The sequence below is a fragment of the Microbacterium sp. bgisy189 genome (assembly GCF_965345345.1).
Taxonomy (GTDB): domain Bacteria; phylum Actinomycetota; class Actinomycetes; order Actinomycetales; family Microbacteriaceae; genus Microbacterium.
Map to the genome: position 1 here is coordinate 367,279 of NZ_CBDRMZ010000002.1, position 12,928 is coordinate 380,206.

Consider the following 12,928-nt stretch of genomic DNA (forward strand, 5'->3'; position numbering starts at 1 on the left):
GGAGGTCCTGTCCCGAGTGTGAGGAAGAGCCGTTGAAAGCAATCGACGCGATCGCGCTGTGATCCTGCGCTGAACCGTCGACCCCGATTCCGGGACGTTCACCGACGAGTCTGCGCGATTCCATCCGCGCCGACCGTCAGCCATCCGGCCTCTTGAAGGCATCCGGTGTCCGTCGTGTCTGCGCGTCCGCAACCGACACGAACGGAGGCACCCCATGCCCCAGACACCTCAACCCGCGGTCGTCCTCGACCGCCTGCATCACACCTGGCCCGACGGCACGGTCTCCCTTCGGGACGTGAGCGGCGCGTTCCCCGCGGGACGCACGGGCCTCGTCGGCCGCAACGGCTCCGGCAAGACCACGCTCATCCGGTTGATCGCCGGTGACCTCGCGCCCACCTCGGGTTCGATCTCGACGACCGGCACCGTCGACCTGCTCCCCCAGCGGCTCACGCTCGACACCGGTCGTCGCGTCGCCGACGTGCTCGGCATCGCCCGAGCATTGGATGCCGTGCGCGCAATCGCCGCCGGTGACGTCGACCCCGCCCGGTTCGACGAGGTCGGCGACGACTGGGATGTCGAAGCGCGCGCCGGCGCCGCGCTTGCCGAGGCGGGGCTGCCGCCGGATGCCCTCGACCGCACGGTCGGGCAGCTCTCCGGCGGCGAGGCCGTGCTCACAGCACTGGTCGGCGTGCGGCTGCGCGGTGCGCCGATTGCGCTGCTCGACGAGCCGACGAACAACCTCGACCGCGACGCCCGCGCGCGCGTGCACGAGCTCGTGCGCACGTGGCGGGGCACGCTTATCGTGGTGAGCCACGACACCGCGCTGCTCGAGCTCATGGACGACACCGCCGAGCTCTACGACGACACCCTGTCGGTGTTCGGCGGGCCGTACTCGCAGTGGCGGGCGTGGCTCGATGCCGAACAGGCTGCGGCCCAGCAGGCCGAGACAGCCGCGCGGCAGGTGCTGCGGCGCGAGAAGCGCGACCGGATCGCTGCGGAGGCGACGATCGCGACGCGGCAGGCGATGGGCGCGAAGGCGTTCGCCGAGAAGCGCGTGCCCGGGATCGTCGCCGGCAACCGCAAGAACGCCGCCCAGGTGTCGGCCGGCAAGCTGCGTGGCGAGGCCTCCGCGAAGGAGGCGTCGGCGAGGTCGGCGCTGGATGCCGCGCAGCGGCGCGTCCGCGACGACGACGCCGTACGCATCGACCTGCCCGACCCTGCGGTCGCAGCCGGCCGGCGCATCGCGACGCTCGGCGACGCGGAGCGCGAGTGGGTGATCCAGGGCCCGGAGCGCGTCGCGCTCATCGGGCCGAACGGCGCGGGCAAGACGACGCTGCTGGAGCGGCTCGTCGCATCCGGCGGGGGTGACGATGACGGCGATGGCGTGCGTAACTCCTCAGTTTCGGGCGATAGGGGGCCGGAATCGGCCGAGTCCCCGGCATCCGACCAGAAACTGAGGAGTTCGGTACGGGCGTCAGCGCACACCGACCGGATCGGATACCTGTCGCAGCGGATGGATGGGCTCAGCGACGACGAGACCGTGCTCGACGCGATGCGGCGGGCAGCGCCCGGGGTCGGCGATGTGGAGTTGCGCAACCGGCTCGCCCGGTTCCTCGTGCGCGGTGACACCGTGCTGCGCCCCGTGGCGGCACTGTCGGGCGGCGAGCGCTTTCGGGTCGCGCTGGCCCGGCTGCTGCTGGCCGATCCGCCACCGCAGCTGTTGATCCTCGACGAGCCGACGAACAACCTCGACCTCGACACGGTCGACCAACTCGTCGCAGCACTGTCCGCCTACCGCGGCGCGGTGCTCGTCGTGAGCCACGACGACGCGTTCCTTGCGCGCCTCGAGCCCGACCTGGTGCTCGAACTGCGCGAGGGAGCGTTGACTGTTCGGGAGTTGGTCATAGCCTGAGTCGCGTTTGCAGGGCGCGTGTGGTCGCTTCGGCATCCCGGATGCCGCCACACGCGTCCTGCGAGTGCGTCCCGATCGCGAGGATGCCGATGTCGGCGGTGCGCGCGAAGATAAGGGGATGGCTGACGTGCTCGAGCGCTTCGGTCCTGCGACGCAGGACTGGTTCCGGAGCGCGTTCTCGGCGCCCACGTCGGCGCAGACCGGGGCGTGGGAGGCGATCTCGGCTGGCAAGCACGCACTTGTCGTGGCGCCGACCGGATCGGGCAAGACCCTGTCGGCGTTCCTGTGGGCGATCGACCGGGTCTTCCGCGACAAGCCGGTGACGGTGCCGGCGACCAAAGGCTCGCGCCGGAAGAAGGATGCCGGGACCACCGGCATCCTCTACATCTCGCCACTCAAGGCGCTCGGCGTCGACGTGGAGCGCAACCTCCGTTCACCGCTGGTCGGCATCGGGCAGTCCGCCCGTCGCCTCGGCATCCCGGTGCCCGAGGTCACGGTCGGCGTGCGCTCGGGCGACACGACCTCGGCCGACCGTCGCCGGTTGGTCACTGATCCACCCGACATCCTCATCACGACGCCCGAGTCGCTGTACCTCATGCTCACGTCGCAGGCGGCCGAGACGCTCCGCGGCGTGCACACCGTGATCGTCGACGAGGTGCACGCTGTCGCCGCCACCAAGCGCGGCGCGCACCTGGCCGTAAGCCTCGAACGCCTCGACGCGCTGCTCGAGAAACCGGCGCAGCGGATCGGCCTCTCGGCGACCGTTCGGCCCATCGACGAGGTCGCCCGGTTCCTCGGCGGGGCGGCGCCGGTCGAGATCGTCGCGCCGCGGGCGAGCAAGACGTTCGACCTCAGCGTCGTCGTGCCGATGGAAGACATGTCGAACCCGCCGGCGCCGGCCGGCGCACCCGACGAACCGGATGCCGAGGCCGCCGGCGACACGGGCGATGGCGACGACTGGTACACGCCGCCGCAGACGACGGAGATGACCGGATCCGTGTGGCCGCACGTCGAAGAGGCGATCGTCGACCGCATCCTCGACCACCGCTCCACGATCGTGTTCGCCAACTCGCGCCGCCTCGCCGAACGACTCACCGGACGGCTCAACGAGATCTACGAGGAGCGGCTCGGCGCAGGGGATGGCGAGGGCGTTTCGTCTCGCTCCGCTCGCTCAACGACCGAACGCTCGCCCGGTGGTCGAGTGCCGTCGCGCAGCGACGGTGTATCGAGACCCCCCGCGCAAATGATGGCGCAAGCCGGGGTCAGCGCGGGCGCCGACCCGGTGCTCGCGAAGGCGCACCACGGGTCAGTGTCGAAGGAGCAGCGCGCGCAGGTCGAAGACGAGCTGAAATCCGGCATCCTCCGCTGCGTCGTCGCGACGAGCAGCCTCGAACTCGGCATCGACATGGGCGCCGTCGACCTCGTCATCCAGGTCGAAGCGCCGCCGTCGGCCGCGTCCGGGCTGCAGCGCGTGGGTCGCGCCGGCCACCAGGTGGGCGAGATCAGCAAGGCGTCACTGTTCCCGAAGCACCGCGGCGACGTGTTGCACACCGCCGTCGTCACCGAGCGGATGCTGGCGGGCAAGATCGAAGCGATCGCGGTCCCGTCCAACCCGCTCGACATCCTCGCGCAGCAGACGATCGCGGCATCCGCCCTCGCACCGATCGACGTCGAGGAGTGGTTCGAGACGGTGCGGCGCTCCGCCCCGTTCCGCACCCTGCCGCGGTCGGCGTTCGAGGCGACGCTCGACCTGTTGTCGGGGCGATTCCCGTCCGACGAGTTCGCCGAACTGCGGCCCCGCGTCATCTGGGACCGCGATCACGGCACGCTCACCGGTCGCCCCGGCGCGCAACGGGTCGCGGTCACGAGCGGCGGCACGATTCCCGACCGCGGACTGTTCGGGGTGTTCGTCGCGGGCGAGACCCGGAACGCCCGGGTCGGCGAACTCGACGAGGAGATGGTCTACGAGTCGCGCGTGAACGACGTGTTCACGCTCGGTACGACGTCGTGGCGCATCGTCGAGATCACCCACGACCGCGTCAATGTGACCCCTGCGTTCGGGCAGCCCGGTAAACTGCCGTTCTGGCACGGCGACGGCCTCGGCAGACCCGCGGAGCTCGGCGAAGCCCTCGGCGCCTTCACCCGCGAGGTGTCGGCCGCAGGCCCCGAGAAGGCCACTGCGCGCCTGCGCGAATCGGGTCTCGACGACAACGCGATCGGCAATCTGCTGTCGTACCTCTCCGAACAGCGCGAGGCGACCGGCAGTCTCCCGACCGACCGCACGCTCACCGTCGAACGGTCGCGCGACGAAGTCGGCGACTGGCGCGTCATCTTGCATTCCCCGTACGGCATGCACGTGCACGCACCGTGGGCGCTGGCCGTCAACGCCCGCATCCGCGAGCGTCTCGGGGTCGAGGGCGCGGCGGTCGCGAGCGACGACGGCATCATCGCGCGGGTACCGGATGCCGACACTGAACCGCCCGGCGCGGAGCTGTTCGTCTTCGAACCCGACGAGCTCGAACAGCTCGTCACCGACGAGGTCGGCGGCTCAGCCCTGTTCGCCTCACGGTTCCGGGAATGCGCGGCCCGCGCGCTGCTTCTGCCGCGGTTGAACCCGAACCGCCGGTCGCCGCTCTGGCAACAGCGCCAGAAGTCGGCGCAACTGCTCGAGGTGGCGCGGCGGCATCCGACGTTCCCGATCATCCTGGAGACGCTGCGCGAAGTGCTGCAGGACGTCTACGACCTGCCCGCCCTGCTCCGCCTCGCTCGCGCGATCGGCGACCGCCGCATCCGGCTGGTCGAGACCACGACGAGCCAGCCGTCACCGTACGCGCGCGACCTGCTGTTCGGGTACGTCGGCGCGTTCATGTACGAGGGCGACTCGCCGCTGGCCGAACGGCGTGCAGCGGCCCTCGCGGTCGACCCGGCGCTGCTGAGCGAGCTGCTCGGCAAGGTCGAGATGCGTGAGCTGCTCGACCCCGCGATCATCGCCCAGTTCGAGGCCGAGGTGCAGCGGCTCGCGCCCGACCGTCGGGTGCGTGGGGTCGAGGGCGCCGCCGACCTGCTGCGACTGCTCGGACCGTTGGATGCCGAGGAAGTCGCGGCGCGGCTGGCTCCGGAGGGTGAGGCGGGTCTCGATACACCGTCGCCGCGCCACGGCACTCGACCACCGGGGGATCCCGAGCCGTCTGCCACGCCGGCGACCGCGCAGGCGCACCTCGACGCGCTCATCGCGGCGCGGCGGGCGATCCCGGTGACCGTCGCGGGAGTCGCACGGGTCGCTGCCATCGAGGACGCCGGGCGCCTGCGCGACGCGCTCGGCGCAGCGCTGCCCGTCGGCATCCCGACCGCCTTCCTCGAACCGGTCGTCGATCCGCTCGCCGATCTCGTCGCACGGCACGCACGCACGCACGGTCCGTTCCGCACGTCTGACGTCGCCGCACGACTCGGTGTGGGCACCGCCGTCGCGCGGCAGACGCTGCAGCGCCTCGAATCGCAGGGGCGGCTGTCGAGCGGATACTTCCTGCCCGCAGAATCCGCGAGCGGCGATGACCTGGAGTGGTGCGACACCGAGGTGCTTCGGCGGCTGCGGCTGCGCTCGCTCGCGGCGATCCGCGGCGCCGTCGAACCCGTCTCACCCGCCGCGTACGCACGGTTCCTGCCCGTGTGGCAGCATCTGACCCGACCGCTGGAAGGCATCGACGGCGTGCTCGCAGTCGTCGAGCAGCTCGCGGGCGTGCCGCTGCCGGCGAGCGCGTGGGAGTCGCTCATCCTGCCATCGCGGGTGCGCGACTACGCCCCGGCCATGCTCGACGAGCTCACCGCGACCGGCGAGGTCGTCTGGTCGGGACACGGCGCACTGCCCGGCCGTGACGGCTGGGTCGCCCTGCATCCCGCCGACGCGGCACCACTCACTCTGGCCCCGCAGGAGCACGACCCGTCACCGCTCGAAACGCGCGTGCTCGACGCCCTCGGCGCGGGCGGCGCCTACTTCGCGGCCCAACTGGTCGGCATGACGGCGGCCGAGAACGAACAGTCCGTCGTCGACGCGCTCTGGTCGCTCGCATGGGCCGGGCGCATCACGAACGACACCTTCGCGCCGGTGCGGTCGCTGCTCGGCGGCGGATCGCAGGCGCACCGCACCGCACGCCGCACCCCGCGCACCCGCATGTTCCGCGGCACCTCGCTGGCACGCCCGACGGCGCCGCAGCGACCACCGCTCGTCGGAGGCCGCTGGTCGCTGCTGCCCGCGGCATCCGCCGATCTCGCCCTGCGCGCGACCGCCTCGGCGAGCCTGCTGCTCGACCGCTACGGCGTCGTCACCCGCGGATCCGTGCAGGCAGAGGGCACGCCCGGCGGCTTCGCGCAGACCTACCGCACCCTGGCCGGATTCGAGGATGCCGGGCATTGCCGCCGCGGCTACTTCATCGAGAAGCTCGGCGCCGCGCAGTTCGCGGCATCCGCCACGGTCGACCGGCTTCGCGAATACGCCTCCGTCGCCGACCCGGCACCGCTCCAGGCGATCACCCTCGCTGCGACCGACCCCGCGAATCCGTACGGCGCGGCGCTGCCGTGGCCGGCGCTCGAGGGCGTCTCGCATCGACCGGGTCGCAAGGCCGGCGGGCTCGTCGTACTCGTCGACGGCGCCCTCAGCCTGTACCTCGAACGCGGCGGACGCACCGCCCTCGCCTTCACCGACGACGCCGATGTGCTCGCCGCTGCCGCGCGCGACCTCGTCGCGACCTCCCGCGCGCGGCGACTCGAGACCCTGACGGTCGAGCAGGTCAACGGCGAGTTCGTCTACACGTCGGCCGCCGGTCGCGCCCTCCGCGACGGCGGGTTCGTCGAATCAGCACGCGGCCTCACCCTGCGCAAGGCGACCCATGGCTGAGCGAGCGCATGCCTGAGGGCGACACCGTCTTCCGCACCGCGAAGCGCCTGCATGACGCGCTCGCGGGCGGCGCGGTCACGCGCTTCGACATCCGCGTGCCCGGTTCGGCGACCGCCGACCTCACCGGGCAGCACGTGCGCGATGTGACCCCGCGCGGCAAACACCTGCTGATGCGCATCGGCGACCAGACCCTGCATTCCCACCTCAAGATGGAGGGCGAGTGGGCCGTGCATCGCCCCGGCGACCGGTGGCGCAAACCCGCGTTCCGCGCCCGCGCGATCGTCGCGACCGCCCGCGCCGAAGCCGTCGGCTACGACCTCGCGATGGTCGAAGTGCTGCCCACCGCCGACGAAGGCCGCGTCGTCGGGCACCTCGGTCCCGATCCGCTCGGCCCCGACTGGGATGCGGCCGACGCCGCGCGCCGCCTCGCCGCAGACGACCGGGCGATCCACGTCGCGCTGCTCGACCAGCGCAACGTCGCCGGGTTCGGCAACGAGTATGCGAACGAGCTGCTGTTCGTCCGCGGCATCCGCCCCACCGCCCGCGCCCGTGATGTCGACGTCACGGGACTCATCGACACCGGGGCACGGATGATCCGCGCCAACCGCGACCGTGTGCCGCGCACGTTCACAGGCGACAGCAGACCCGGGCGGCAGACGTGGGTGTACCGCCGCGAGGGCAAGCCGTGCCGCCGCTGCGGCACACTCATCGCGCGCACCGACCTGGGCGAATCGGCGACCGCGGAGCGCATCGTGTTCTGGTGCCCGATGTGCCAGCCCTGAACCGCGACCTCGAGGGGCCCGGCGTCAGTGCCCGATGTACCGGCCCGGGCGGTGGTTGAGCGCCAGTACGAGGTTCAGCAGCACGGCACCGGCCGCGCTCATCAGCACGTTCGGCCACGGCACGACGAGGAACGACGCCAGCACGATCAGCACGTCGAAGATCATTTGTGTCCACCCCGCCCGCAAGCCGGTGCGGTCCTGCAGGACGAGGGCGATCACGTTCACGCCGCCGAGGCTCGCGCGGTGACGGAACACGATCAGCAGGCCGATGCCCGCGAGCAGGTTGCCGGCGAGCGCGCCGTACCACGGGTCGAGCCGAGCGATGTCGAAGAGCTGTTCGTGCACCCACGAGAACCCCGAGACGAGCCCGATCGCGACGACCGTGCGGATCGTGAAGTTCCAGCCCTTCTGCCAGATCGCGAGCACCGCGAACGGCAGATTGATGACCGCGAACAGCAGCGCGAAGGGCCACCCGGTCGCAAATCCCAGCAGCAACGAGAGCCCCGCCGTACCGCCGGTGACCGCACCGGCGGTGTGCAGCAGGTACAGCCCGAACGACACCGCAAACGTGCCGGTGAGCAGCCCGAGCACATCCTCGGGAACGGTGTGTGCGGTCGATTCCCGCTCGAATACGAGCGACGGGCCGGTCTCCGGCGCGTCGGCGGCGTCGGGTGCGGGGGCGGAACTCACGGCATCCATCCTCACAGATCGCCGCCCGCACGCTTCATAGACGCCGCATAGCTTCGCCCTACGGTGCCCATCACACGGCTGCGCACACTGAAGCGCATGAACCGACGCCTCGCCTCCTCACTGACCGCCGGCGGACTGGTCGTCGCCCTCGCCGCCACCGGCGGCACCGTGTGGGCGCTCGACCGGTTCGTCATCCCCCACGTCGAAGTCTCCGACGTGGCCGCCTACGAAGCCGAGCAGTCCGGCACGACCGCGACGACGACCGACGACGAGGCCGACACCGAAGCCGTCACGACCGACACGACGTACACGTCCGACGACGCGTCGATCGAGATCACGCAGTACACCGAAGGGTCCGGCGACGACACCGTCACCTCCTACGTCGCCGACATCACCCTGAGTGACGCGACGGTGCTGCGCAGCGCGTTCGCGAACAACCAGTTCGGCGAGAACATCACCGCGCTCGTCAGCGAGACCGCCGAGGCCAATGGGGCCGTCTTCGCCATCAATGGCGACTACTACGGGTTCCGCGACACCGGCATCGTGATCCGCAACGGCGTCGTCTACCGCGACGACGGCGCCCGCGAAGGGCTTGTCTTCTACGAAGACGGCACGGTCGCCGTGTACGACGAGACCACCACGACCGCCGACGAACTGCTCGCCGACGGCGCCTGGAACACCCTCAGCTTCGGCCCCGCGCTCGTCGAGGACGGCGCGGTGATCGATGGCATCGACGAGGTCGAGATCGACACGAACTTCGGCAACCACTCCATCCAGGGCGAGCAGCCGCGCACCGCGATCGGCATCATCGACGAGAACCACATCGTCATGGTCGTCGTCGACGGCCGCGAAGACGGCTACAGCCGGGGCGTGACGATGACCGAGCTCGCCGACATCATGGTCCCGCTCGGCGCGACGACCGCCTACAACCTCGACGGCGGCGGCTCGGCAGAGATGTGGTTCAACGGCGAAGTCGTCAACCAGCCCAGCAACGGCGGCGAGCGCGCCACCAGCGACATCCTCTACATCGCCGGATGAGCGCCGTGAACATCGTCCTGATCCCGGCGTACGAGCCCAACGCCCGCCTCGTCGCGCTCGTGCAGATGCTCCCGGTGCCGGTGCTCGTCGTCGACGACGGGTCGGGCGAACGCTTCGCGACGGTGTTCGCGGATGCCGAGGCCGCCGGCGCGGTCGTCGTACGGCATCCGGTCAACCGCGGCAAGGGCGCGGCACTGCGCACCGGGTTCGCCGAGTCCGCCCGGCGCTGGCCGGGTGCCGACATCGTGACGGCGGATGCCGATGGGCAGCACACGCCCGCCGACATCGCGAAGGTCGCTGCAGCCCTCGCGGCGCAGTCGACCGGATGCAGCGACGAGGAGCGGGTGATCGTACTCGGTGCCCGCGGGTTCGTCGGTGACGTGCCCGCGCGCAGCCGGATCGGCAACACCGTGACCCGCTGGATGTTCCGCGCGGTGACCGGCACCGGCCTGCAAGACACGCAGACCGGACTGCGGGCCTTTCCCGCAAGCGTCGTGCCGTGGCTGCAGTCCCTCCCCGGCGACCGGTTCGAGTACGAGTTCACGATGCTGCTGCGGGCTCGGGCCGCCGGCATCCGGCTCATCGAGGTACCGATCGAGACGGTGTATCTCGAGGGGAACGTGTCGAGCCACTTCCGCCCCCTCGTCGACTCGGTGCGCATCTACGCACCGCTGCTGCGGTTCTCCCTCTCGGCGCTGCTCGCGTTCGCGATCGACACCATCGCGCTGCTCGTCATCCACGCACTGACGGGGTGGCTGCTGCTGTCGGTCGTCGCGGCGCGGCTGCTGAGCGCCTCGGTCAACTTCACCGTCAACCGCGGTGTGGTCTTCCGGTCGGGCCGTGACGTGCCGGTGCGGACGGCGGCCATCCGCTACGCGTCGCTCGCCGTGCTGATCATGACGGCGAGCTTCGGCATGCTCACCGCACTGCTCGACATCGGCATCGCAACCCTGCCCGCGAAGATCCTCACCGACGCGACGCTCTTTCTCGTCAGCTTCTCGGTGCAGCGGGCCGTCGTGTTCGCGCCGCGCGAACGTCCGATCGAACGTGCGCACACGGGAATGAACACGCGGGTCGAATCGTTGTCGTAGATCCAGGAGGTTTCGTTGGGCAAGAACTACGTCGACATCGAGAACGACCACGGACAGTCGCTGCGCTACCGCAAGCACGTCAACGGCCGGGGCCTCATCGCGCACGGCGCGAAGGTGCACCCGAGCGCGCTCGTCGAAGCGGGCGCGTACGTCGAACCGGGCGTGCAGGTGGCCGCGGGGGCGCACATCGGGCGCGGCGTGTGGGTTGAACCCGACGCCGTCATCGGCGCCGAGGCCGAGATCGCGCCGCACGCGCACATCGGGCCGGGCGCCGCGATCGGCGAACGCGCGAAGATCGGCGTCCGCGCCCACGTCGGAGCCGGCGCACGTGTCGCCGCTTCGTCGCTCATCCGCGACGATGAGCAGGTCGGCGAGGGCGAACGCGTCGCCACCGACCGTCGCGGGTTGCGCCTCGCCGCCTGATGCCATTGCTGTCGCGAAAGCCCGGACTCACCGAGTCCGGGCTTTTCGGTTGAGTCCCCGTGCAGCACGCCCGGCTCGTCCTGGGATCGCGGACTCCCTCACAGACGCACCGGAGCGGATGCCGGACACGCGGCGCAGCGGACGCCGGTAGCATCGCGGCGTGAAGATGCGACTGGTCGTGGCGGCGGTGCTCGTCGCGGTCGCGATCGCTGCGGTACTGCTCATCGTGCCGCGGCTGAGCGAAGCGTGCTGCGCCGACCCGTCGGCCCCGGCATCCGGCGGCGACACGGGTACACGCCCAGACGGCGCGGTCGCCCTGACCGTCGACCACGTCTACGACGGCGACAGTCTGCGTGCGATCGCGGTGGATGCCGAGGGCTTCGCCGACGGCGAAGTCGAAGTGCGCCTCATCGGCATCGACGCGCCAGAGGGCACGCCCACACAGGAGTGCGGCGCCCAGGAGTCGCAGTCGGCGTTGCGCGGCCTGCTGCCGGACGGCGCCACGGTCTGGGTCGTGCCGGGCGCCGAGCCACGCGATCGCTACGACCGCGCGCTCGTCTACGCGTGGACGGATGCGGGCGCCTTCCTCAACGCCGAGCAGTTGCGCGCCGGCCACGCGCGCACCCTCACGATCGAACCGAACACCGAGCACGCGGCGACCTTCGCCGACGCAGAACGCTCCGCCCAGCAGTCCGGGTCCGGCATCTGGCTCACCTGCGAGTGACCCCGCTCCGGACGCGAGACAGCACTGACGCTGTCGAGACCGGTCAAATTTCGCGCGGTCTCGACAGCGCAGGTGCAGTCTCGCGGGGGCGGGCTGAGCCGACGGGGCGTCAGGCGAAGAGGAACAGGACGAAGCCGAACAGGGGCAGGGTGCCCTGGATGATCGCGGGGCGCAGGTACTTCGAGCCGCTCGTGATGAGCACGAGCGCGGCGGCCAGCATCGAACCGAGGCTGAACAGCACGAGGGTGCGACCGGCGATGTCGGCGATCGTTTCAGGCCCGCCCGCCCAGAACAGCACAAGACCGATGACGACGCCGATCGCGAGGAACAGGTTGTAGAAGCCCTGGTTGTAGGCCATGGGCCGCGTGATCTCGGCGGCGTTCTGATCGGCGACCCCGAACCGCTTCCACACGCGGGGCTGCGTCCACTGGATCGACTCCATCATGAAGATGTACACGTGCAGCAGCGCGGCAAGGGCCGCGACGACGGTTGCGATGATCGGCACCATGCGCTGACAGTAGCGCGACTACGCTGGCGGAGTGGCGGCATCGGGCGGTGGGTCGAAGCGCGGTCGCGGGCGCACGCCCCGACCGGCCGCTCAGCGCGCCGGCGGCAAGCCCGCGAAGACACCGAAGCCGGCGAAACCCCAGAAGCCGAAGCCGAAGCCGAAGCCGAAGCCCAAGCCGACGCCCGCTCCCGGCCCCGCACCCCTGCCACCCGGTCCGTTCCGCCTCGGTGCGATCCCCGGCGCCACGCCCGGCAAGTGGATCGACACGTGGCAACGCCGGCATCCCTCGATCGACCTCGAACTCGTGCCGCTCGCCGTCGCCGATCAGCGCGCTGCGATCGAGGCGGGCGAGGTGGATGCCGCAATTGTGCGCCTGCCGATCGACCGTGACGGTCTGCATGTCATCACGCTGTACGACGAGGTGCCGGTCGTCGTGTGTGCGGCCGATTCCCACCTGACGGCGGCCGAAGAGCTCAGCGCCGAAGACCTGGCCGGCGAGGTGCTGATCGTGCCCGCCGACGACGTGCTGTCACCCGAAGTCGCGGGCACGCTCGCGCCGTCGTTCGCGACCCTCGAGACGACGGGCGACGCGGTTGCGACCGTGGCATCGGGGGTCGGCATCGTCATCGTGCCGATGTCGCTCGCCCGCCTGCACCACCGCAAGGATGCCGACTTCCGCCCGCTCACCGACGGTCCGACCTCGACGGTGGCACTCGCGTGGCCGGCCGCGGCCACGACATCCCTCGTCGAGGAGTTCGTCGGCATCGTCCGTGGACGCACCGCGAACTCCTCGCGTCGCTGAACTGACGACCGGGGCAACCAGGCAGAAAGGTGGGCCGGCGGTGCCCCCAGCACCGCCGGCCCCATGA

10 protein-coding genes are annotated in these 12,928 nt (G+C 71.0%); 8 read left to right on the plus strand and 2 right to left on the minus strand.

Annotated features, from left to right (window positions below; translation table 11 throughout):
* The first annotated feature begins 214 nt into the window (after window positions 1–214).
* The 3 genes from ACSF8R_RS04750 (at window position 215) to ACSF8R_RS04760 (ending at window position 7,585) form a co-directional block, all read left to right on the plus strand.
* Entirely contained in the window at window positions 215–1,912 is a 1,698-nt protein-coding gene (locus ACSF8R_RS04750) for an ABC-F family ATP-binding cassette domain-containing protein (RefSeq protein WP_434810709.1), read from the plus strand.
* A gap of 118 nt (window positions 1,913–2,030) precedes the next feature.
* Window positions 2,031–6,803 carry an Lhr family ATP-dependent helicase gene (locus ACSF8R_RS04755; RefSeq protein WP_434810710.1) on the plus strand — a complete coding sequence of 1,591 codons (4,773 nt, stop codon included), beginning with the start codon at window positions 2,031–2,033 and terminating at the stop codon, window positions 6,801–6,803.
* Window positions 6,804–6,811: 8 nt separating this feature from the next.
* Window positions 6,812–7,585 carry a DNA-formamidopyrimidine glycosylase family protein gene (locus tag ACSF8R_RS04760; RefSeq protein ID WP_434810711.1) on the plus strand — a complete coding sequence of 258 codons (774 nt, stop codon included), beginning with the start codon at window positions 6,812–6,814 and terminating at the stop codon, window positions 7,583–7,585.
* Window positions 7,586–7,609: 24 nt separating this feature from the next.
* On the opposite strand, the gene ACSF8R_RS04765 is transcribed toward ACSF8R_RS04760, so the two are convergent.
* The gene (locus ACSF8R_RS04765) at window positions 7,610–8,284 is read right to left on the minus strand and encodes a YitT family protein (protein ID WP_434810712.1); all 675 of its coding nucleotides are present in this window, start codon (window positions 8,282–8,284) and stop codon (window positions 7,610–7,612) included.
* A gap of 87 nt (window positions 8,285–8,371) precedes the next feature.
* Here ACSF8R_RS04765 and ACSF8R_RS04770 point away from each other — a divergent pair, with 87 nt between their 5' ends.
* The 4 genes from ACSF8R_RS04770 (at window position 8,372) to ACSF8R_RS04785 (ending at window position 11,551) form a co-directional block, all read left to right on the plus strand.
* Window positions 8,372–9,313, plus strand: a complete 942-nt coding sequence (locus tag ACSF8R_RS04770) for a phosphodiester glycosidase family protein (RefSeq protein WP_434810713.1) — start codon at window positions 8,372–8,374, stop codon at window positions 9,311–9,313.
* Window positions 9,310–10,404, plus strand: a complete 1,095-nt coding sequence (locus ACSF8R_RS04775) for a glycosyltransferase (RefSeq protein ID WP_434810714.1) — start codon at window positions 9,310–9,312, stop codon at window positions 10,402–10,404. The genes ACSF8R_RS04770 and ACSF8R_RS04775 overlap by 4 nt, the downstream gene beginning before the upstream one ends.
* Window positions 10,405–10,419: 15 nt before the next feature.
* A complete protein-coding gene (locus tag ACSF8R_RS04780) occupies window positions 10,420–10,827 on the plus strand; it encodes a transferase (protein WP_434810715.1) in 408 nt (135 codons plus the stop codon).
* Window positions 10,828–10,993: 166 nt separating this feature from the next.
* Window positions 10,994–11,551, plus strand: a complete 558-nt coding sequence (locus ACSF8R_RS04785) for a thermonuclease family protein (RefSeq protein WP_434810816.1) — start codon at window positions 10,994–10,996, stop codon at window positions 11,549–11,551.
* Between the two features lie 109 nt (window positions 11,552–11,660).
* Here ACSF8R_RS04785 and ACSF8R_RS04790 read toward each other — a convergent pair whose 3' ends face one another.
* Window positions 11,661–12,059, minus strand: coding sequence for a DUF1304 domain-containing protein (locus ACSF8R_RS04790; protein ID WP_434810716.1), 399 nt, complete (start codon window positions 12,057–12,059; stop codon window positions 11,661–11,663).
* Window positions 12,060–12,090: 31 nt separating this feature from the next.
* Here ACSF8R_RS04790 and ACSF8R_RS04795 point away from each other — a divergent pair, with 31 nt between their 5' ends.
* On the plus strand, window positions 12,091–12,861 hold the full coding sequence (locus ACSF8R_RS04795) for a LysR family substrate-binding domain-containing protein (RefSeq protein WP_434810717.1): 771 nt from the start codon (window positions 12,091–12,093) through the stop codon (window positions 12,859–12,861).
* Window positions 12,862–12,928: the final 67 nt, after the last annotated feature.

Excerpts from the sequence above, each read along its gene's own strand:
- ACSF8R_RS04750 (WP_434810709.1), top strand. The coding sequence starts at position 215 with ATGCCCCAGACACCTCAACCCGCGGTCGTCCTCGACCGCCTGCATCAC.
- ACSF8R_RS04755 (WP_434810710.1), top strand. The coding sequence starts at position 2,031 with ATGGCTGACGTGCTCGAGCGCTTCGGTCCTGCGACGCAGGACTGGTTC.
- ACSF8R_RS04760 (WP_434810711.1), top strand. The coding sequence starts at position 6,812 with ATGCCTGAGGGCGACACCGTCTTCCGCACCGCGAAGCGCCTGCATGAC.
- ACSF8R_RS04765 (WP_434810712.1), bottom strand. The coding sequence starts at position 8,284 with ATGGATGCCGTGAGTTCCGCCCCCGCACCCGACGCCGCCGACGCGCCG.
- ACSF8R_RS04770 (WP_434810713.1), top strand. The coding sequence starts at position 8,372 with ATGAACCGACGCCTCGCCTCCTCACTGACCGCCGGCGGACTGGTCGTC.
- ACSF8R_RS04775 (WP_434810714.1), top strand. The coding sequence starts at position 9,310 with ATGAGCGCCGTGAACATCGTCCTGATCCCGGCGTACGAGCCCAACGCC.
- ACSF8R_RS04785 (WP_434810816.1), top strand. The coding sequence starts at position 10,994 with ATGCGACTGGTCGTGGCGGCGGTGCTCGTCGCGGTCGCGATCGCTGCG.
- ACSF8R_RS04790 (WP_434810716.1), bottom strand. The coding sequence starts at position 12,059 with ATGGTGCCGATCATCGCAACCGTCGTCGCGGCCCTTGCCGCGCTGCTG.